Here is a 19,796-nt window from a genome sequence, read left to right as displayed (position 1 = left end):
GCTACCTGCTGAGGCGGGCGATCGGGTTGGCCACCGCCGTCACCAGGCAGAAGCCGAACGGCCCCGCCGCGTCGTGCATGGTGACCTGCCCGGTCGCGACGCCGCTCGCGCTGAGGTGCCCGGTGGCCTCGACGCCGATCAGCTCGCCCTCGGGCAGGCGGGCCAGGGTGAGCGTGTAGTCGGCGTTGATGAAGCCGAGGCCGCTCGTGCCGACGTTGGCGAGCGGGCTGGCGAAGTCGGCGGCCAGCGCGGCGCGCACGACCGGCGTCACCGGCTCGTCGTCCACCAGCGGGTGCGTCTCCCGCATCCACACCCGCCCCGGGCCAGGCTCGCCCCATTCGGTGACCCGCCACAGGTCGAACGGCGGCTGCCAGCCCTCGGGGGCGACGACGGGCGCGTCCGTGGGCGGGTGCTCGTCCCAGGCCGGGGTGAGGATGCTCTGGTCGCCCTCGGGCTGCTCGCCCTGCCGCAGCAGCACGGCGGTGACCCGGCCGATCGGGCCCTGGTCGGTAGACAGGACGGCGTCGGCGACGCGGATCCGGCGCCCGTCCCTGACCAGGGAGGTCTCGACGGCGACGGGCAGCAGCGGGCTGTTGCGGAACAGGTCCACCGTCAGCCGGGCGAAGTGCAGCCCGGGCTCGGCGTACCGCTCCTCCAGGGCGCGGGCGGCCAGCCCGCCGAGGAGGCGGCCGTGGAGCATGTCGGGGGACCAGGGGCTGCGGGCGTGCGGCGCGGGCACCAGCTCGCCCTGCTTCCTGGTGAAGAACGCTGTCGTCGACGGCACAGAATGAGATTCTAGAGCAGGATCGCCACCTGGCCCAGCGCGGCCCTTGATTCCCCGCGTGATCGGCGTTTCCCGTAACACCGGGGTGCGCGGTGCGCGGGCGCAAGTGGCGGCCCCGGCGCGGCAGCGGGCCGCATGCGCGGCGGGAACGGGGGGCGGGAGCCCGGAGGCAGGGAGGGCAGGGGCAGGGAGAGCAGGGGCGGGGGAATTGTCGGGGGCGGGCCGGGGGCGGGGGAATTGTCGGGGGCGGGGCGTAGGGTTCGGGGCGTGCGTTCGTCCGTCCGTGTCGCCGCCGGGCCCGGCTTCCGGCTCGACGCCGTCACCTGCGTCGACGACCACCGGGGGTGGTCGGCCGCCGAGCTCGGCGACGGGCACCGGGTGGTGCTGGCGCGGCGGGGCACGTTCCTGCGCCACGCCGGCGGGCGCTCCGTGGTGGTCGATCCGGCCCTCGCCTACCTCGGGCTGCCGGACGAGGAGGAGCGCTTCGCCCACCCGTCGGGCGGTGACGTGTGCACCTCGCTGTCGCTGTCGCCCGGCCTGTGGCGCACGCTCGCGGGCGACGGCCCTCGGCTCGTCCGCCGCACGATCTACGTGGACGCCCGCCTCGACCTGGCGCACCGCCGGGTGCTGGCCGCGGCCCGCACCGGCGACGCGGCCTTCGCGCTGACGGAGTCACTGCTCCCGCTCGTCGCCGCCGCGCTCTCCCAGCTCACCGACGGCGCCACCGACCCCATGACAGGGCCCACCGGCAGGGACGGAACCGGAGGCCGAGCCGGAGCGGCGGGGGTGGTCGGGGCGGCGCGGGAGGTCATCGCCGCCGATGACCCCGCCGCCGACGGGCTGCTGTCGCTGGCCGCCCTGCTGGAGGTGTCGCCCTACGCGCTGAGCCGGGCCTTCACCCGCGAGCTCGGCGTCTCGCTGACCCACTACCGCAACCGGGTCCGGGTCGGGCGGGCGCTCGACCGGCTGGAGGGCGGCGAGACCCGCCTGGCGGAGCTGGCCGCCGAGCTGGGCTTCGCCGACCAGGCGCACATGACGCGCACGGTCCGGCGGCACACCGGCCACACCCCGGCGGCCCTGCGCCGCCTGCTCTCCCCGGCGCCCGAACCCCGTGATCAATTGGATTTCCGCCCGTCACGGGCCATAAGCTCACCCAATGCGTGATCAAGGTGAGGACCCCCGGCCCGCCCGCGGCGCCGTACGCGAGATCCACGTCCTCGACGGCCGGGCGACCCTGGCCTACGCCCCCGACCTGGACGGCCTGGCCGACCCCGGGGAGATCGTCTGGGCGTGGGTCCCGTACGAGGAGGACCCGTCCCGCGGCAAGGACCGGCCGCTGCTGGTCGTGGGCCGCACCGGCCGCCGGCTGCTCGGCATGATGCTCTCCAGCAAGGGCGACGACGGCCAGGAATGGATGCCGGTCGGCGCGTGGGGGCGCGACGAGCGGGTCTCGTACCTGCGGCTCGACCGGGTCTTCGTGCTGGACGAGGACGACCTCCGCCGCGAGGGCGCGGTCCTCGACGCCGACCGGTTCGCCCGGGTGGCGGCCCGCCTCATGAAGCTCCACGGCTGGGACGCCGGCCGCTAGGTCCCCGGGACGTCCCGGCCGTCACGTACCGGCCGGCGAGGGTCTGCCGCGCCGGGCCCGGAACGTCGTCCAGCCGTGCCAGGCGAGCACGTAGCAGGCGAGGACCAGCGCCGCTCCGTTCACGCCGCCCAGGATCGCGCTGCGTACCAGGTCGTAGTCGCTCACCGCGGCGCGGTCCGAGGCGGCTCCGGCCGCGGCCCCCGCGGCCGTGGCCAGCGTCGCCGCGGCGGCCACGACGCCGCGCGCCCGGCCGGTCAGCCCCGGCCACCGCCCGGGACGGACCGGAGCCCGCCGGTACCACAGCACGAGCCAGCCGGCCAGGATCGCCAGGCCGCCCGCCGAGCTGACGTACATGAGCACGTTGAACACCCGGTGCGCGCCGACGACGCTCTGCCGCAACGCCTGCCAGTGCGTCACCGCGAACCCGCCGGCCTGCGTGAAGGCGTCCCAGACGAGATGTGTGGCCATCCCGGCGAGCAGCGCGGCCACCACCCCCGCCACCGCCGGCCCCGCCGCTCCGACGCGGGGCGCGTCCGGCAGCCGGGCGCGCAGCCCGGACGGGGCCAGCGCGGTCAGCGGCGCCCGCAGCACCCAGTGGAACAGCGCCAGCAGCACCACGCCCGCCGGCAGGCCCAGCAGCGGCGGCCCCCACCATGCGTGCGTGCTCGCCGACGAGAACGGCAACGGCAGGTAGTACGGCGCGTCGGGCACCATCGCCCCGACGGCCAGCGCCGACGGCGGCAGCCACCGCCGCGCCGGGAGTACGGCCACGACATGGCTCAGTGTGAAGGGCACGGTCCATTGTGCCCGCCCGCCGCCCCGCTGTCGCCGGGAACTCAGAGGGTGACGATCAGCGCGTGCGCGGCCCCCTGCGGGAACGCCCACACGTGCTTGCCCGCCGCCACCAGCCGCGCGATCGGCGCGTCCAGCCCGGACGGGATCACGCGGAGGGCGGCGCCCGCGGCGGGGGCCAGCGCGAACAGGTCGTGCCCGCCGCCGACGAGGGTCCCGTTCGCGCAGGCCAGGAACGGCACCGGCCCGGCGGGCGCGGCCACGAACCGCCCCGGCTCGCCGGACCAGGTCGAGATCCGCAGCAGGCCGCCCGGCACGCTGATCCAGAGCGAGCCCGCGCAGACGGTCATGCCGCCGCGCTCGCCGTGCCGTCCCAGGACGCCGAGGTCGACGTCCCTCGGGCCGCCGCGCAGCACGTCGTCGTGCCGGGACGTCCACCACAGGCGCTCGCCCTCCACCGCGCACGCGGCCAGGCCGGGCAGGTCGACCGGGGGGCCGAGCGTGCCCGGCCCGGTGAGCCTGCGGGCCCGCGCGCCCGACACCGCCCAGATCTCGCCGCCGCCGGCGACGACCCTGCCGGCGCAGCGGGCGGTGGCGAGCGGCGTGCCGTCCGGCGCGAGCCAGTGGACGCGGCCCCTCGCGGTGGCGGCGAGCGTGCCGGAGAGCGCCTGCGGCACCGGGATCGGCGCGGTCGCGAGCGATCGTGGCACCACGACGGTCTCCGGCAGCGTTCCGGGGACGCCGGCCGTGCCCGCGACGGTGCCGGGCACGGCGGCCAGCGACCGTAACCGCGGCAGGACGTCGCCCCCGTCCGAGGGCACGGCGCCGCCGGACGGGAGAGGGGCGCCGGACGGGAACGGGGCGCCGGCGGCCGTGTAGGCGCGCACGCCGTGGGCGTCGGCGCACCACACGGTGACGCCGTCGGAGGCGGCCGCCCGCACGGGCGCGGGCAGGGCGATCCTCGTGACGGCGGGGTCCATGCGCCGACCATAGCCCCCGTACGCGCCCCGGCCCACGAGGGAGCGGGACGGCGGGCGGCCCCGATCCGGCGACCCGGCCGTCGTCCCAGGTCAGGCGGGCTGCGACCATGGCGGTATGCGTGTTGTGGTGATCGGGGGCGGCATCGTCGGAGCCGCGGCGGCCCACTACCTGACGGGCCGGGGGGCGTCCGTGACGGTGGTGGACGGCGGCTACCAGGGCGAGGCGACGCAGGCGAGCGCGGGCGTCGTCTGCCCGTGGGTGGACCATCCCGAGGACGACGACTGGTACCGGCTCAACCGCGAGGGCGCCCGCGCCTACCCGGGGCTGGTGGAGACGCTGGGCGAGGACTTCGGGTACGCCAAGGTGGGCGCGCTGCTCGTGGCCGAGGACCCGGCGGACCTGGAGCCGGTGCGTTCGCTGCTGCACCGCCGGTACGCCGACGCCCCGGAGATGGGCGAGGTCGTGGACGTGCCGGCGCCGGCCGAGCTGTTCCCGCCGCTGTCGGACACCCTGAGCGCGCTCCTGGTGCCGGGCGCGGCCCGCGTGGACGGGCGGTCGGTCCGGGACGCGCTGCTCAACGCCGCCGTCGCCCAGGGCGCCCGAATCCACGCGGGGGCCGCGACCCTCACGCCCGACGGCGAGGTCCGCGTGCACGCGGCGGCGGACGTCCCGGTCCCGGGGGCGCCGTCCGGGGAGGGACGGCTGTGGACGCCGGGCGGCGGGGCGGCCCGGTCGGGGAGCGAGGAGACGGGCGGCTCATGGCGGCAGGCCGAGCCCCGGGACCCGGCGGCGGCCCAGGACCTTGCGGCGGCGCAGGGCCTTGCGGCGGCCCAGGACCCGGCCGCTCGGAATGCGGGGGCCCAGGAGGCAGGGACGCGGGGCGCAGGAGCCCAGGATGCGGGTGCGCGGGGTCCGGAGGGTGCGCGGGGGGCGGGGGCGGCGCGGGGGGCGGGGGCGGCGCGGGGGGCGGAGGCGGTGCGGGGGGCGGAGGCGGTGCGGGCCGTGGGTGCGGGGGCGGGCAGGGTGTTCGCCGATGAGGGCGTTCCCGTGGAGGCGGAGGCGGTGATCGTGGCGGGCGGGGCGTGGGCCGGCGAGGTGTGCCGGCCGCTCGGCGCGGAGCTGCCGGTGTTCCCGAGGCGGGGCCAGATCCTGCACGCGACGCTCGAAGGCGTGGACACCGCGTGGTGGCCGATCGTGCTGCCCAGCGACGGGCCGTACCTGCTGGGCTTCCCCGGGTCGCGGGTGGTGATCGGGGCGACGGTGGAGGACGTCGGGTTCGCCCCGCGGGTGACGATGGGCGGGCTGGAGGAGGTGCTCCGGGCGGGGCTGCGGATCGCGCCGGGGCTGGCGGGGGCGACGGTGACGGAGACCCGGGTGGGGCTGCGGCCGGTGTACGCGCCGGGGCGGGCGCTGATCGGCCCGCTGACCTCGCGCGTGGTGGTGGCGACGGGCCTCAGCGCGTACGGCCTGACGGCGGGCCCGTACGCGGGCCGCCTCGCGGGGGCGCTCGCGCTGGGCGAGACGCCGCCCATCGACCTCGCGCCCTACGCCCCCACCCGCTGCTGACGGCCGGGCCACCCCTCCCCCTGGGCTGACCGTTTGCCCAGCGTATGATCGGTTTTCTCCCCACCGTCGCGCTCGTGGGGAGGCCGAGGTGCCGCGCATCGCACCGCTGATGACGCCGTTCGTGCTGGCCGGGCTGCTGCTCGCCGCGGGATGCGGAGCGGAGCCGCCGGCCCGGCGGTCGATCCGGTCCGTGCCGCCTCCCGCGTCGCCGCCCGCGCGGCCTCCCGTCCGCCCGCGCCGCGCGGAGCCGCCGCCCGCGGTCCAGGTGCCGTACGCGGCCTCCGGCTCGTACGCCGTCGTCCCCGGCGGCGCGCCCCCGAGGCCCGGCAGGGGCCGGCCGGTGCGCTACCTGGTGGAGGTGGAGCGTGGCCTGCCGTTCGGGCCGCGCGAGTTCGCCGGCCAGGTGCACCGCATACTCAACGACCCCCGCGGCTGGGGCCGTTTCCAGCGGGTGGACCGCGGCCCGGTGCGGGTCAGGGTGGCGCTGTCGAGCCCCGGCACGACGACCCGCCAGTGCCGGCCCCTCCGCACCGGCGGCGAGCTGTCGTGCTGGAACGGCCGCCGCTCGGTCATCAACGCCCTGCGCTGGGCGGTCGGCGTCCCGCAGTACGGGGGCGATCTGGCCGCGTACCGCAGCTATCTCATCAGCCACGAGGTCGGGCACGCTCTCGGCCACGGCCACCGGCCCTGTCCCGGCCCGGGGCGGCCGGCCCCGGTGATGACGCAGCAGTCGAAGTCGCTGGGCCGCTGCCGCCCCAACCCGTGGCCGTTCCCCGGCCGCGCGCCCGCCACGGAGAGGCCGCACCCCAGGAAACCGTGACCCGGCGGGGACGGACGCCGCACGAAGAAGGCTCGCGATATATCGTACGGATGGGGAACACCGGGACCCCCGTCCCGGTTACGTGTACGGTTACCGACTTCCAGGGGAGTGTGGGCGATGGCGGGAATGCGGAAGGCACGGCGGATCCTGGCGGGGGGCGCCGCCCTGGCCGCGGCCGGTTGGGTGCTGCGCGACGTGCCGGCCGAGCTGGGCGTGCGGCCGCTGGAGTCCGGCCCGGAGCGGGCGGCGCGCATCCAGCGCTCGAAGCAGTTCAAGGACGGCTCCTTCTACAACTCGATGCCCGAGCCGACCCATGTGATGAACACGCCGCCGGTGAGCCTGCTGGGCGAGATGACGCGGAACAAGGAGGAGCGCCGCCCGGCCGGCCCGCTGCCGCTGCGCGTGCCGCCCGCCGGGCCCGCGCCCGCCGACGGGCTGCGCGCCGTCTGGTACGGTCACGCCTCGACGCTGGTCGAGATCGAGGGCAGGCGGGTGCTGTTCGACCCGGTGTGGAGCCGGCGCGTCTCGCCCTCCCAGCTCGTCGGCCCCAAGCGGCTCCACCCGGTGCCGGTCGAGCTGGGCGAGCTGCCGCAGGTCGACGCGATCGCGATCTCCCACGACCACTACGACCACCTGGACCTCGCCACCGTCCGCGCGCTGGTCAGGACGCAGAAGGCGCCGTTCCTGGTGCCCCTGGGCATCGGGGCGCACCTGGAGCGGTGGGGCGTGCCGGCGTACCGGATCATCGAGCTGGACTGGGACGAGGAGGCCCAGGTGGCGGGGCTGCGCTTCGTCGCCACGGCGGCCCGGCACTTCTCGGGGCGGTCCCTGCGCCGCAACGACACCCTGTGGGGGTCGTGGGTGGTGGCGGGCGCGGCCAAGCGGGTGTTCTACGCGGGCGACTCCGGCTACTTCGAGGGCTACCGGGGCATCGGGGCGGCGCACGGGCCGTTCGACCTGACGCTCATGCCCATCGGCGCCTACAGCCCGGCCTGGCCGGACATCCACATGAACCCGGAGGAGGCCGTCAACGCCCACCTCGACCTGGGCGGGGAGCTGCTGCTGCCGGTGCACTGGGCGTCGTTCACGCTGGCGCTGCACCCGTGGGCGGAGCCGGTGGACCGGCTGTGGCGGGAGGCCAAGGCGCGCGAGGTCTCCATCGTGGTGCCGCGGCCCGGCGAGCTCGTGGACGCCGCCGCGGCCCCGGCCGTGGACGGCTGGTGGGAGACCCTGGGCTGATCCGGACGTACAGTGCGAGGGTGAGCAACCTGGAGCGTGAGCCGCGGGAGATCCGCTGCGCCGCCGAGCGCGGCGCGGGCGGCGAGCTGCTGGAGGGGCGCGCGGTGCCGCTGGGCGGGCCGCGCGCGATGTCCGTGAGCAGGACCCTTCCCGGCGCGCACCGGCGCATGATCGGCGCCTGGTGCTTCCTCGACGCCTACGGGCCCGAGGTGGCCGCCATGCGCGTGCCGCCGCACCCGCACACCGGCCTGCAGACCGTGACCTGGCTGCTCGCCGGCGAGGTGCTGCACCGCGACAGCCTGGGCAGCCTCCAGCCCGTACGCCCCGGCCGGCTCAACCTCATGACCGCCGGCCGCGGCATCTCCCACTCGGAGGAGTCGGCCGAGGCGACCCTGCACGGGGTGCAGCTCTGGGTCGCGCTGCCCGAGGAGCACCGCGCCGGCCCGCCCGCCTTCGAGCACCACGCGGAGCTGCCGGTGCTGGAGGGCGCCGGGTTCGCCGCCACCGTCGTCCTGGGCTCGCTGGGCGGGGCGGTCTCCCCCGCCACCGTCCACACCCCGCTGACCGGCGCGGAGATCGCGGTGGACGGCACGGGCGAGGTGCCGCTCGATCCCGGCTTCGAGTACGGGCTGCTGCTGCTCGACGGCGAGGTCGAGGGGCTCGCACGGGGTCCGCTGGCGTACCTGCCGCCGGGGCGGGACGGGCTGCGGCTGTCCGGGCGCGGGCGGGTGCTGCTCGTCGGCGGGGCCCCGTTCGGCGAGGAGATCGTCATGTGGTGGAACTTCGTGGGCCGCTCGCACGACGAGATCGCGGCCTTCAGGAAGGAGTGGGCGGAGGGCGAGGGGTTCGGCGTCGTCGAGGGGTTCGACGGCGACCCGCTCCCCGCTCCCGTCCTGCCCGGCGTCCGGCTGAAGCCGCGCGGCCGCGTCAGGTGAGCCGCTGAGCGCCGCTGTCTGCTCGTGGTCGCCCACACCCCGCCCGCCGCGGTCCACCCCGAGGGGGTCGCCATGATGGTGCTGACCACGTACGGGCAGACGGACGAGGAGTTCGCGGCCCTGGAGGCACGCTGGACCGCCTGGTGGTCCGGGGCCGTCCCGGCGGCCTGATCACGCCGGACGCGGAGGCTCCCCGGCGCCCGCCGCCGGACCGCGCGGGTGCCGGTCGCCCGGCGCGCGTGGCCCTGGCCGGCCTCACAAGGCCGGGTGGAGCAGCCGCTTGGCCTCGTCGTGGTGGCCGGCCATCTCGCGCAGCGCCTCGCCCGTCGCCTTCAGCACCGACAGGCGGGCGCCCGGGTTGTCGCGCAGGGCGCGCGCGACGGCCTTGACCATGCCGCCCATCGCCAGCGTCTCGCGCGGGTCCCGGATCCTGGAGTAGACCTCGAGGATCCGGCGCACCCCCTGCGGGCCCTCGGTCAGCCCGCGCAGCAGCTCGATCTGCACGTACGCGAGCCCGTCGCCGCGCCCGAGCAGGTTCGTCCAGTGATACATGATCAGGCACTGCCGGTCGCGCGACCGTTCCCAGGCGGCCGTCGCCTCGTCGAGGGCCGCGGCGTCGTCCACCACGCCGGCGACCCGCTCGCCCAGCAGCCGCCCGAACTTCACGGCGTCGCGGATGCCCTGCGCCGTGACCGGGTCCTTGAAGTGCCCGGCGTCGCCGACCAGCGCCCAGCCGGGGCCCGCCGAGGTGCGGAAGAAGGACGGGTGCGTCGCGGAGCTGACGATCTTCGTCGCCCTGGTGCAGCCCTCCAGGCGCTTGGCCAGCCCCGGCACGAGCCCGACGGTCCGGGTGAACTCCGCCTCCAGGTCTCCCCGGAAGTCCGCGGCCCGCTCGGCCGGCGGCATCAGCAGCACCAGCGACAGCCCGCCGTCGCAGGGGAAGGCGTTGCCCAGCTCCCGTCCCGTCAGCCACATCGCCGCCGTGGTGCGCCACTCCTCGCGCGGGTCCTCGTAGTAGGCGTAGTAGCAGGCCCGGCCGTTGGCGTGGGACAGCCGGGGCTGCTCGGCGCCGACCAGGCGGGCGACGGTCGAGCGGCGGCCGTCCGCGCCGACGACCAGGTTGGCGCGGATCTCGTACTCGCGGCCGCCGCGCTCGCTGACCTTGACGCCCACCGCCCGGCCTCCCTCCCACAGGAGGTCGACGACCCGGTGGCCCTCCCTGACCTCGGCGCCGGCCGCGCGGGCCGTGTCGACGAGAGCCGCGTCCAGCGCGGTCCGGCGTACGCACAGGCCGTAGTCGATGCCGTCGACGGGTGTGTAGCTGCCGGTGGCGGCGTGGCCGGGGCCGCCGACGAAGGCGCGGGAGAGCTTCGGCGCGCCGATCTTCTCGATGCGTTCCAGCGCGCCCGCCTTGGCCAGCTCGGCGACGCCCGAGGCGAAGAGCAGGTGGGTGGAGACCGTGGTGGACGGGAATCGCGCCGGATCCACCGCGATCACCTTGACCCCGCGCCGGGCCAGAGCGGCCGCGGTGGCGGAGCCCGCACAGCGCGCTCCGGCGATGACGACGTCCGCGTGCTCTGACATCTGGCCTCCCGGCGCGCTAACCGACTCTAGCGTCGGTTTTATGCCGCGGAAGGGCGCGGCGTCAACGGGTCACGGGTAGGCTGCCAGGCATGGCGATCCAGGAGCCGAAGAGACGCATGCGTGGCTCGGCCCGCCGGGCCCGCATCACCGAGGCGGCCCTGGAGGTCTTCGCCTCCCGCGGCTACCACGCCACCGCCATGGAGGAGATCGCGGCCGCGGCCGGGGTCACCCGCTCTGTGCTCTACGACCACTTCCCGTCCAAGCGGGTCCTGCTGATCACGGTCCTGCAGGAGCAGAACGCGCGGCTGGTCGAGCACATCGGCGCCCGCATCACCGGCACCGGCTCGCCGGGCCGGCGGCTGCGCGCCACGCTCGACGCCTATTTCAGCTTCTCCGAGGACTGGCCGGACGCGCGCCGCCTGCTGTTCGACCACACCGACGAGAACGACCCCGAGATCAAGGCGGTGCGCTGGGGCATCTGCGAGACCCGCACCCGCTCGGTCGCCGTGATGCTCGCGCGCGACCTGCGCAACCTCGGCCTCGACCCCGACAGCGACACCGCGCACGCCGTGGTCGAACTGCTCCTGTCCGGCACCGACGGCCTCGCCCAGTGGTGGGCGAGAAACCCGTCGATGCCGCGCGCCCGGCTCGTCGACGCCGCCATGCTCGTGCTGTGGAACGGCCTGTCCCAAGCGCCTGGACGCACATCCACGGCTTGACAGATGTGATCCACGGGTTCATCGTCTCGCCTAGCTGAACCAACAGCCGTGTCGGTTAGCTAACGGTGAGCGGAGGCCGCCCCATGGCAGAGCAGGAGATCCACGACAACGGTCAGAGCGGGATCAACCGACGAAGGTTCGTCACCGGCGCGCTGGCCACCGCCGCGGGAGCGGCGACCGGGCCGCTGTGGGGCGCGGAAGGCGCCAGAGCGGCCGCCCCCGCCCTCCTCAGCGCCAGCGTCACCGGCCGCAAGGTGGCGATCTTCGGAGCCGGCATGGGCGGCCTGAGCACCGCCCACGAGCTGGCGGAGCGCGGCTTCGAGGTCACCGTGTACGAGCGCAAGGTGCTCGGCGGCAAGTCCAGGAGCATCCCCGTGCCCGGCACCGCCGCCGGCGGGCGCAAGGACCTGCCCGGCGAGCACGGCTTCCGGTTCTTCCCCGGCTTCTACCAGAACCTGCCGGACACGATGAGCCGCATCCCGTTCGGCTCCGGCACCGTGCGCGACAACCTGGTCGCCGCCAGCCTCACGGCCATCGCCTACCGGAAGAAGTTCCTGCGCGTCCCCATCCCCAGCGAGCTCGGCGGCGGGCTCACCCCGGAAGCCATCCAGGACTACTTACGCAGCGCGCTCATCGCGGGCACCACCATCCCGCTCACCCAGGTGAACTTCTTCCTGTCGAAGATGATCACGTTCATCACCAGCGGTCCCCGCCGGAAGCTCGGCCAGTGGGAGAACATGAGCTTCTCCGACTTCACCAAGGCCGACCTCATGTCGGTCGAGTACCGCGAACTGCTGTCGAGGATGTTCACCGCCTCCCTCGTGGCCGCCCAGCCCGATCGGGCCAACACCCGCACGATCGCCATGATGTTCGAGGCGCTCCTCTACAGCGCCCTCGGGCTCGGCCCGTACGGTCCGCCCGACCAGGTGCTCAACGGCCCGTCCAACGACGTGTGGATCGACCCCTGGATCACCTACCTGACCGGGCTCGGCGTCCAGTTCAAGGTCGGCTGGACCGCCACCGGCTTCGACTACAGCGGCGGCCGGATCACCGGCGCCCGGGTGACCGACCCCACCGGCGCCGCCGGCACCGTGACCGCCGACCACTACGTGGCCGCGATGCCCATCGAGCGTCTCACGCCCATCCTGTCCACCGCGATGAAGTCCGCCGACCCCCAGCTGGCCAGGTTGAGCCACCTGGACACGGACTGGATGAACGGCGTCATGATCTACCTGAAGGAGCCGAGGCCGATCGTCGAGGGCCACCTGGTCTACGCCGGCACCCCCTGGGCGCTCACCTCGATCAGCCAGGCGCAGTTCTGGACCACCGACTTCCCCGCCACGTACGGCGACGGCGCCGCGAAGGACTGCCTGTCGCTCGACCTGTCCGACTGGAACACACCGGGCATCCTGTTCGGCAAGACCGCCAAGCAGTGCACCCGGCCGCAGATCGTCCAGGAGGTGCTGGCCCAGGTCCGCGCCGTCACCCCCAACGGAGACCAGCTGCTGCCGGACTCGCTCGTCCACAGCTGGTTCGTCGACCCCGCCATCAGCGGCGAGGGCACCCCGGCGGTGGCCAACGACGAGCCCCTGCTGATCAACTCGCCGAGCTCGTGGGCGAACCGCCCCGAGTCCACCACCCGGATCCCGAACTTCTACCTGGCCGCCGACTACGTCCGCAACAACATCAACCTGGCCACCATGGAAGGCGGCAACGAGGCCGGCCGCACGACGGCCAACGCCATCCTCGACGCCGCCGGCTCCTCCGCGACCAAGGCCAAGCTGTACGACCTGTACCTGCCGCGCGAGTTCAAGTCGCTCTACGACCTGGACGACGTCCGCTACCAGCTCGGCCTGCCGAACAAGTTCGACCTCCTCGCCCCGTACTGGCCGTGACACGCCGGCGCCGGGCTTCCGTGCGGGCACCCCGTACGGAAGCCCGGCCGGCCGCTCCTGCCGGCAGGGCGACCGCGGACCTCAGTTTCTGATCAGGGTTGGACGGAGCCTTAGACAAGTTCGATCCTCCCAGCTCAAGGGCACTTTTCTTATGTGAATGATCAGGTTGGCTCAAATTCGCCGTGAAAGCCGCAGGCTAACGTCCCGTCATCGCCGCACGATATTTGGTTGTGAGCGCACGACGACGCCTCCGACCTTCCATAGATCGCGGTCTGGCACCGCGTTCTTCAGCTCGCGCCACACGAGTGATCGCAGAACGTCAACGGCTCAAGCCACGCCAGCGCCGGAGACTCCGCGACGTCCGCTGGTCTGTCCAATGGTGGGCCGCCCTCACCAGCGTCATCGCCGGCCTCATGTCCGTTCCTGCGCTCGTCATCTCTCTGAACGCTCTCGGACTCGGCCAGCAACAGCGTGCGGACGCGCTAGCGCAACGGGCCGAGGACAAGAGAAAGGAAGAACAGGCCAAGGCCGAAGCGGACGCCCTCACAAAGATCGCCTTTCCTACCCGTGTCCGGATCGTAAACGAGGACTACGGAACCGTCCCTGACGCCTGGTCCTGGAACGTGCGCAACGCCAACTCGCAGCGGGCCTACGTGTACGTGCTACATCGTCCCAACAAGCAGCCCACAGAACTCTGGGAGTTCGTCGTCGAACCGTGCAGCGAAGGCGAAATGGTGCTCCCAGCATCGAAAAGCAAGCTTGACACCCTCGGCGGCAGCCAAACATTGGCCATCGCCAAAAGAGACACTGTATCCACCAGACAGCAGCTCTGGACGCGCCCCATCCTCTCGGCGGAACCTCAGCCCATTACCGACTGGTCCAAGTGGATCGGGCTAGAAACACAGCCTGACGGCGGCATAACCATCGAACCGGGCTCCATCAAGAGGATCCAGCGCGGGATCACGCCCTGCACCTGATCGAGCGCACCGACCGCACACCAGCGGCTCCCCCGGCCGCCACCGAACCTCCGAAACCTCCGGCTCGACAGGAAGCTTCCCCACCTCGCCGCACCGCCTGGCCGGCCCCGATCCGGGGCCCCTGGAGGCATGCGAAAGCGCCGGACCACGCGATGCGGTCCGGCGCTGTCGGCGCGGTGCGCTACACGCGGACACCTACACGGGCGGCACGCTACGCGCGCGGTCCGCGATCGTCGGGAGCGTGTCAGCTTTCCCCGTCCTGCACGTGTCGCGCAGCGCTGACAGGAGGTAGAGCGCTGCCGAGATGTACTTGTCGGGCAGCCGTGTCGGGGTGCGTAAGCGCGCCGGCCTCTGCGGCGTTGAGGTCGATAGGGCTCCACCCGATACGGACGCCGCCGGGCCAACGCTCGACGGACACGGCAAACGGAACCTTGTACTGCCCCAACGCGGCTACCAGGACCTTCACGATGTCCCGCGTGGTGGCGGACGGACAGACCGTGCACCCGCCACTCGCGGCCCTGGTACTGCGTGCGCGGGCCGGTGTAGATCACCATGGTGCCGGTCGGCAGGTAGAGCGAAAGGGCGTGGCTGACGGCGTCGTACACGTCGCGGTCCAGGCGAGCGTCACCCAGCGCGGTGTGTCTCGTCACCCAGTCCTGGGCGACGCCGGCGATCTCCCAAGACGGGCTGTCCATGTGGCCGTCCAGCCAGTCCTCGACGTACGGCACGGCCTTAGCTTCGAACGCTTCGTCCACTTTGTCGTAGGCGGACAGCCGGCCGTCGATGTGGCCGATCAGCAGGGCTCGGATGTCGATCATGCGGTGATGGGCGGTGAGGAGCTGCCCGTGGGCGCGCAGGAACGTGCCGAGGAACTTGCGGTCGTGAGTGGGGTTGTTGGCGACGATCGTGGCGCCGTCCAGCTCGCCGGCCAGACTACGAGCGATGCTGTCGGCGTCCATGTAGTGGTCGCCCTCGGCGAGCGGGTTGCCCGTGTGGTCCTTGATCCAGGGGCTGCCAGCGATGTCGAGGGTGGGCGCGAGCTTCCGGCCGGCGCCGATGGGCGTGTGTTTCACGCGGCACCGCTCGTAGTACCGGCCGACCTGTGGGGAGTTCGGGTCGGCGTGGGTGAGGTCCGGGCGGACTGAAGACACATCTGACGCGTCTGTCTCACATCTCGATCCACGTCAGCCGCCCGCACCGGGGGCAAGCGGCGATCAAGTGGTTGCTAAGTGGGCGCACGTACAACACAAGCACGGCACCCGCACGAGTAGAGGGGCGGGTCTGCTACTGGGAGCGTGTTCGATGAACAGCCGCATGATCTCTTCCGTCACCGCCGGCCTTGCACTCGCCGGAACGATTGCTGTCGCAGCACCGGCCCACGCCTCTAGCGGTTGCGCGATAACGCCGTATGGACTGATCGGCGCGCGGTGGTTCGAGCTAGGCGGCGAGAACGGCAAGCTGGGCTGTCCGACAACGCAGGAGACCGACATCTACATGAACGGCGTCGGCTGGGCTGGGCGCAGGCAGTCGTTCGTCCGCGGGCAGATGGCCTGGTCGCCCAAGAACGGCTCCAAGCTCGTGGTGGCCGCCTACTCCAAGGACGGGTACGCCTACTTCGATTGGAAGCCGACCGACCGCTTCTGGGACAAGTTCCTCGTCCGCTGGACCAGCGCCGCGGACCCGCACGGGCGGCAGGAGGACTTCATCGGCGGCAACCGCGGCAAGGCGTGGACCCGCGTGCGGACCAACAGCGGCTACCGCTGGAACGTCAAGGGTTGCGACACTGGCGTGTTCGGTTCGAGTTGCCAGCGGTCCTGGACAGTCTCGGTCACTGGCTGACCCGAGCAATGTTTGAGACCTGTGGATCGGCCGGGAAGGCACACCCGTGCTCACCGTAGTCCCTGACCCCGCCGACGGCGCCCGCCGGATGCTCGCCGAAGCGCTCAAAGCCGAGGTCGACGCCTATATCGCCGCCTTCGCCGACGAGCGTGACGAGGCCGGCCGCCGCCTGGTCGTCCGCAACGGCGGACCAGGGAAACCGGAACAGAGCCGGAACAAGCCACCCCCTGAAAGGGGGTTCGCCTGTTAGGACGACCGCGGACCTCAGTAGACGGAAATGTGCGGATGGTCGTAGTGGTTGGCGGTCGTGCCGCCGCGATCGGACATGGCGCGCCAGACTCCCGTGCGCGCGTGCCAGATGCGCTGGCGGTAGATCACGTACATGATGCCGAGGCGGCGGGCGTTCTTGACGGCCCACGCCGCGATCTGGTCCCCGCGGGCGCGCTCGGCCGCCGACGGCAGCGCGCCGCCGTGGCTCAGCATGAAGTCGCAGGCCCGGCCGAGCGGATGCTCGCCGCCGTCCTGGATGGCGCGGTAACAGCCGATCCCGAACGGCACCTCGAAGCGTTCCTTCACGAGCTGCCTGACCAGCGCCATGCGCGGGGTGATGTTGTCCGCCCCCTGAGGGAGCTGCGGGACGAACGTGCCGTCGGGCCGCATGCCGGGCGCCCGGTAGAGCTGGTCGATCTTGTCCTTGATGCGCTCGATCTGCTTCTCGGCCTTCTTCTTGCGCTCCTCCAGCTCGCCGAGCGTGTGGCCGAGCTCCTCCGCGCGGGCCGTGGCCTCCTCCTGCGCCCGCTGCCGGTCGTCGCGGACCTTGGCGTAGCCGCGCAGCTTGGCGTCCTGGAGCGAGACGAGATGCTGGACCAGGGCCAGGCGGCTGAGCAGCGCCTCGGGCTCCTGGCCTGAGACGAGCAGGGCGGTCTGGTTCGGCTCGGCGCCGGTGTAGTGGGCGACGGCCAGCGCGCGCAGCTCGGTGGAGTGGCGGTCGAAGACCTCCTCGGCGGCGGTCAGCTTCTCGCGGGCCGCCTTCTCGGCCTTGTCGGCCTTCTGGTGGGCGATGCGGCTGCTGTAGTAGTCGGCGATGAGCCGGTCGGAGTCCTTCTGCAGGCCGGCCAGCTCCTTCTTGAGCTGCTTGACCGTCGGCTTCGGCTCGGCCTGCGCCGCGGGCGCCCAGGCGAGCAGCCCGGCGCAGAGAGCGGCGAGGGCCGGACGCCACCGCACCGATCGTCGCCGGACGCATGACCGCGGAGCGGGGGACTCAGCCGCCACACTTCTCCTTCTCCCGAGCCACAGGGCCGGGCCCTCTGTCCGAGGTGTGATGGTAGAGGATCACGCGCGACGGTATGCACCTTATGACGATTACGGGTCCCCCTTAACCCCGGGGCGGCTCGTCCCCCGGTCCGGCGCGCAGCGCCCGGCGGAAGGCGTCGCGGTGCCGGGCGAGATGGTCGTCGTCGGTCAGGTAGAAGCGGTCGTCGCCGCGTTCGAGGTGGCTCGCGAAGCCGGGATGCCCGGCCGCGGCCTGCTCCCGCATGTGCCTGACCAGGTGCGCGAGCCTCGCCCGCGCCGTGTCGACCAGCGCGTCCCGTCCGGCCGCGTCCAGTCCGTACGTGTCCGCGAACAGCCGCAGCCTGCGCGCCTGCCCCTCCACCGGATGTCCGGCCAGCTGACGGGGATCGGACAGCGGGACGAACCGGTAGGCGGCGTAGGCCACGTCCCGGATCCGCGGACCGGGATGCGCGGTGTCGAAGTCGATGAACGCCACCGGCCGCCCGTCCCGGAACACGCAGTTGTACGGGGCCACGTCCCCGTGACAGACGACCTCCGCCGGGCTCACCGCCGGGAAGTACCACGTCAGCCCCGGATCCACCGCGAAGTCAGCGGTGGCGTCGTGAAAGTCGCGCAGCAGCCTGGCGACACCCGCCAGCACGCCGTCCTCCAGCGCCCACGCGGGCAGCGGATAGCCAGGCACCTCACCGGCCACGTGATCGAGGATCTCCCGCCCCTGCCGATCGACGCCGTGGGCGCGGGGGGCGCCCTCGAACCCGCGATCGGCCAGGTGAGCGAGCAGCGCGTGCACGGCCGGCGTCCAGGGACCGGTCAGACGGCGTACGGTGCCACCGACCCTGACGACCCGGTTGACACTTCCCCCGAGCAACTCCTCCACGCCGTTCCTCCACCCGCGCGCACTGCCGGCAACCGACGAGCCAGTGTGCCACCCACCACCACGCCAGGCCACTCCCTCGCCCACACGTCCTGACGACAGCAGGCCCGCCGCCGTGGCGTCACGGGGCGGCGGGCCGAGCCGGCCGGGACCGGGGTCAGCGGGCGGGGTCAGCGCCGGGCGCCGAAGGCGACGGCGGTGGTGGAGGCGATCGTGGTCACCAGGACCACCATGACCAGGACGGACCCCAGCGGGTTCCTGCGGCGGGCCGGCGGGGCAGCAGCCTGCCTGACGCGCGCCGGCGGGCTGAGGGCCGGGGCCGGGGTCCGCGCCGGGGCCGGCGTGGGCGCGACCTCCGCCCGGAGCGGGACGACCGGTGGCGCGCCCGGCGGACGCGGCGTGGACGGGGGCAAGCGGCGCCGGGAGCACTCCCCCACCTGCACGCTGCGACCGCACACAGCCCTGGGGTAGATCGTCATCCCGGGCACGGTGACCTGGGGGACGGGGTTCCCGCCCGACCGCCGGCCGGCGATCGACACGTGAGGAGCCGGCGTCCGCCGCACCCGCACCCCCGGCACCGACCCGTCCCTCGACACCTTCCCTCCCCGCCCACCAGGCACGGACCCACCGACCGGGACCTTGCCGTCCTGGTCGCCCGGTGCCGCCGCCCGGAGACGGACCTTCCTGGCCCCCGCGCCTGCGGCCGAGCCGACGCCCAGAGTCTTCCCTGCTCGTACGTCCGGCAGCGCGCCGCTTCCCAAGAGCTCCCGTGGGGGCTCGATCGGGTACGCCGGGACCTGGGGAGGTGCCGCGAACGACGCCTCGGAGCGCGGCCCGCCGACGACCACGGGTCCCGCGATCGCGGCGGCGACCAGCGCGACGGCGAGCAACGCCAAGGACGCGACGCGATACCCGCCCCCCGCCGCCGCACCTCCCGCATGCGGAGGTACGGCATGAGGCCCTTCGGCGCCGGATTGTGCGACGGTGTCCGGAAGGTCCGTGAGTGAGGGGTCGGGGTGAGGGGTGGGTGCTTGGGCATCCTGGGCGCTCACATGCCCCCACCGATCCGGGCGAACTCCTGCAGCGCCGCCTGGAACGCCGCCGGCCCCACCGCCAGGGGCCCGTCGAAGGCGCGGGAGATGTCCCAGGTCAGGTAGACGCCGAAGCCGAGCAGACCGCCCATGGCGAGCATCGGCAGCAGGGTGAGCCCGCGCGGCCGGGCGCCGGCCATGAAAGGGAAGACGAGCACCACGAGACCCGTGAGGACGGTCAGGAGCAGCAGGCCGTCGGGGGGCGTGGCGGCGGCGTCGGCGGCGCGCTGGGCCCGCGCGGTGGAGACGGCGCCGAGGTGTTCGAGCAGATCGGACTTGGCATCCTCCTGGGCGGTGCCGCTGACCTTCAGTGCACCGACGCGGCCGCGCAGGGCGTCCATGCGGGCGGCGCCGACCGGGTCCATGCGGCCCTGGGCCATGAGGGGCCACTCGTCGCGGACCACGAAGGTGATGTAGTCGCGCAGGGCGGAGCGGACCTGGCGGGCGTCTTCGGCGGGCAGGGCGTCGGCGGCCCAGTAGGCGTTGATCGCGGCCTGGCTCTCGGTGTGGGTGTTCTGCCGGGCGGCGTCGGCGGTGGTCCACGGCACGATGATCGCGATGGCGAACACCAGCAGGAACAGGGCCGACAACATCGCTCCGGCGTGGCCGGCGGAGGGTCCGCCGGGATCTCGGTCGTCCTCCGCCCGGCGGACCTTCCGGAACAGCAGCGCGGCGAGCACCACCACACCGCCCGCCGCGAGGATCGAGAGCGCGTACGCCACCATATGATCTCCCGAAACACTTCGGATACGCAGTGTCACATTACTATCACACCGTGCAATGATGGCGTGAGGCCCGGAAAGTTAAAGCCGTGGCAAT

General features: G+C 73.6%; 21 protein-coding genes. 13 read left to right on the top strand and 8 right to left on the bottom strand.

The features are described from left to right. Position 1: 1 nt before the first annotated feature. The gene (locus Nocox_RS18530; protein WP_020539913.1) at positions 2–784 is read right to left on the bottom strand and encodes an acyl-CoA thioesterase domain-containing protein; all 783 of its coding nucleotides are present in this window, start codon (positions 782–784) and stop codon (positions 2–4) included. A gap of 267 nt (positions 785–1,051) precedes the next feature. Here Nocox_RS18530 and Nocox_RS18525 point away from each other — a divergent pair, with 267 nt between their 5' ends. Both Nocox_RS18525 and Nocox_RS18520 read left to right on the top strand, forming a co-directional pair. Beyond that, entirely contained in the window at positions 1,052–1,948 is an 897-nt protein-coding gene (locus tag Nocox_RS18525) for a helix-turn-helix domain-containing protein (protein WP_020539914.1), read from the top strand. Next, positions 1,941–2,372, top strand: a complete 432-nt coding sequence (locus Nocox_RS18520) for a type II toxin-antitoxin system PemK/MazF family toxin (RefSeq protein WP_020539915.1) — start codon at positions 1,941–1,943, stop codon at positions 2,370–2,372. The genes Nocox_RS18525 and Nocox_RS18520 overlap by 8 nt, the downstream gene beginning before the upstream one ends. 21 nt (positions 2,373–2,393) lie before the next feature. On the opposite strand, the gene Nocox_RS18515 is transcribed toward Nocox_RS18520, so the two are convergent. Both Nocox_RS18515 and Nocox_RS18510 read right to left on the bottom strand, forming a co-directional pair. Next, on the bottom strand, positions 2,394–3,143 hold the full coding sequence (locus tag Nocox_RS18515) for a DUF4184 family protein (RefSeq protein WP_020539916.1): 750 nt from the start codon (positions 3,141–3,143) through the stop codon (positions 2,394–2,396). A gap of 65 nt (positions 3,144–3,208) precedes the next feature. Beyond that, positions 3,209–4,144, bottom strand: coding sequence for a hypothetical protein (locus Nocox_RS18510; RefSeq protein WP_020539917.1), 936 nt, complete (start codon positions 4,142–4,144; stop codon positions 3,209–3,211). Positions 4,145–4,259: 115 nt separating this feature from the next. Between Nocox_RS18510 and Nocox_RS18505 the strand changes: the two genes are divergently transcribed. The 5 genes from Nocox_RS18505 (at position 4,260) to Nocox_RS18485 (ending at position 8,876) form a co-directional block, all read left to right on the top strand. Further along, positions 4,260–5,711, top strand: a complete 1,452-nt coding sequence (locus tag Nocox_RS18505; RefSeq protein ID WP_084685155.1) for an NAD(P)/FAD-dependent oxidoreductase — start codon at positions 4,260–4,262, stop codon at positions 5,709–5,711. Positions 5,712–5,799: 88 nt separating this feature from the next. Then, positions 5,800–6,531, top strand: coding sequence for a DUF3152 domain-containing protein (locus Nocox_RS18500; protein ID WP_020539919.1), 732 nt, complete (start codon positions 5,800–5,802; stop codon positions 6,529–6,531). 117 nt (positions 6,532–6,648) lie between these two features. Then, a complete protein-coding gene (locus Nocox_RS18495; protein ID WP_026213685.1) occupies positions 6,649–7,770 on the top strand; it encodes an MBL fold metallo-hydrolase in 1,122 nt (373 codons plus the stop codon). 20 nt (positions 7,771–7,790) lie between these two features. Further along, a complete protein-coding gene (locus tag Nocox_RS18490; RefSeq protein WP_020539921.1) occupies positions 7,791–8,705 on the top strand; it encodes a pirin family protein in 915 nt (304 codons plus the stop codon). 24 nt (positions 8,706–8,729) lie between these two features. After that, entirely contained in the window at positions 8,730–8,876 is a 147-nt protein-coding gene (locus tag Nocox_RS18485; RefSeq protein WP_020539922.1) for a hypothetical protein, read from the top strand. Between the two features lie 84 nt (positions 8,877–8,960). Here Nocox_RS18485 and Nocox_RS18480 read toward each other — a convergent pair whose 3' ends face one another. Continuing rightward, on the bottom strand, positions 8,961–10,289 hold the full coding sequence (locus tag Nocox_RS18480; RefSeq protein WP_020539923.1) for an NAD(P)/FAD-dependent oxidoreductase: 1,329 nt from the start codon (positions 10,287–10,289) through the stop codon (positions 8,961–8,963). An 89-nt stretch (positions 10,290–10,378) separates the two neighbouring features. On the opposite strand from Nocox_RS18480, the gene Nocox_RS18475 reads away from it, so the two are divergent. From Nocox_RS18475 to Nocox_RS18450, 6 genes are all read left to right on the top strand, one after another. Beyond that, positions 10,379–11,008 carry a TetR/AcrR family transcriptional regulator gene (locus Nocox_RS18475; protein WP_026213686.1) on the top strand — a complete coding sequence of 210 codons (630 nt, stop codon included), beginning with the start codon at positions 10,379–10,381 and terminating at the stop codon, positions 11,006–11,008. An 83-nt stretch (positions 11,009–11,091) separates the two neighbouring features. Then, the gene (locus tag Nocox_RS18470; RefSeq protein ID WP_020539925.1) at positions 11,092–12,903 is read left to right on the top strand and encodes a hydroxysqualene dehydroxylase; all 1,812 of its coding nucleotides are present in this window, start codon (positions 11,092–11,094) and stop codon (positions 12,901–12,903) included. Between the two features lie 413 nt (positions 12,904–13,316). Beyond that, positions 13,317–13,880: a hypothetical protein gene (locus tag Nocox_RS18465; RefSeq protein ID WP_026213687.1), complete on the top strand. Its 564-nt coding sequence runs from the start codon at positions 13,317–13,319 to the stop codon at positions 13,878–13,880. 584 nt (positions 13,881–14,464) lie between these two features. Next, the gene (locus Nocox_RS18460; protein ID WP_020539927.1) at positions 14,465–15,025 is read left to right on the top strand and encodes a hypothetical protein; all 561 of its coding nucleotides are present in this window, start codon (positions 14,465–14,467) and stop codon (positions 15,023–15,025) included. A gap of 157 nt (positions 15,026–15,182) precedes the next feature. Continuing rightward, complete coding sequence (locus Nocox_RS18455) at positions 15,183–15,719, top strand: LGFP repeat-containing protein (protein ID WP_063711570.1); 537 nt, start codon at positions 15,183–15,185, stop codon at positions 15,717–15,719. Positions 15,720–15,765: 46 nt separating this feature from the next. Further along, the gene (locus tag Nocox_RS18450; RefSeq protein ID WP_084685156.1) at positions 15,766–15,969 is read left to right on the top strand and encodes a hypothetical protein; all 204 of its coding nucleotides are present in this window, start codon (positions 15,766–15,768) and stop codon (positions 15,967–15,969) included. A gap of 14 nt (positions 15,970–15,983) precedes the next feature. Here Nocox_RS18450 and Nocox_RS18445 read toward each other — a convergent pair whose 3' ends face one another. The 4 genes from Nocox_RS18445 to Nocox_RS18430 all read right to left on the bottom strand — a co-directional run bounded on the left by Nocox_RS18445 (position 15,984) and on the right by Nocox_RS18430 (position 19,702). Next, positions 15,984–16,943, bottom strand: a complete 960-nt coding sequence (locus tag Nocox_RS18445; RefSeq protein ID WP_020539929.1) for a coiled-coil domain-containing protein — start codon at positions 16,941–16,943, stop codon at positions 15,984–15,986. 151 nt (positions 16,944–17,094) lie between these two features. Then, positions 17,095–17,889: a phosphotransferase gene (locus tag Nocox_RS18440; RefSeq protein WP_020539930.1), complete on the bottom strand. Its 795-nt coding sequence runs from the start codon at positions 17,887–17,889 to the stop codon at positions 17,095–17,097. A 167-nt stretch (positions 17,890–18,056) separates the two neighbouring features. Then, the gene (locus Nocox_RS18435; RefSeq protein ID WP_026213689.1) at positions 18,057–18,782 is read right to left on the bottom strand and encodes a hypothetical protein; all 726 of its coding nucleotides are present in this window, start codon (positions 18,780–18,782) and stop codon (positions 18,057–18,059) included. Between the two features lie 152 nt (positions 18,783–18,934). Then, a complete protein-coding gene (locus Nocox_RS18430) occupies positions 18,935–19,702 on the bottom strand; it encodes a bestrophin-like domain (protein WP_020539931.1) in 768 nt (255 codons plus the stop codon). Between the last annotated feature and the right edge of the window lie 94 nt (positions 19,703–19,796).

The organism is Nonomuraea coxensis DSM 45129, from assembly GCF_019397265.1.
Taxonomy (GTDB): domain Bacteria; phylum Actinomycetota; class Actinomycetes; order Streptosporangiales; family Streptosporangiaceae; genus Nonomuraea; species Nonomuraea coxensis.
The sequence above is the reverse complement of the archived record's forward strand: the minus strand, read 5'-3'. Positions and strand labels throughout refer to the sequence as shown.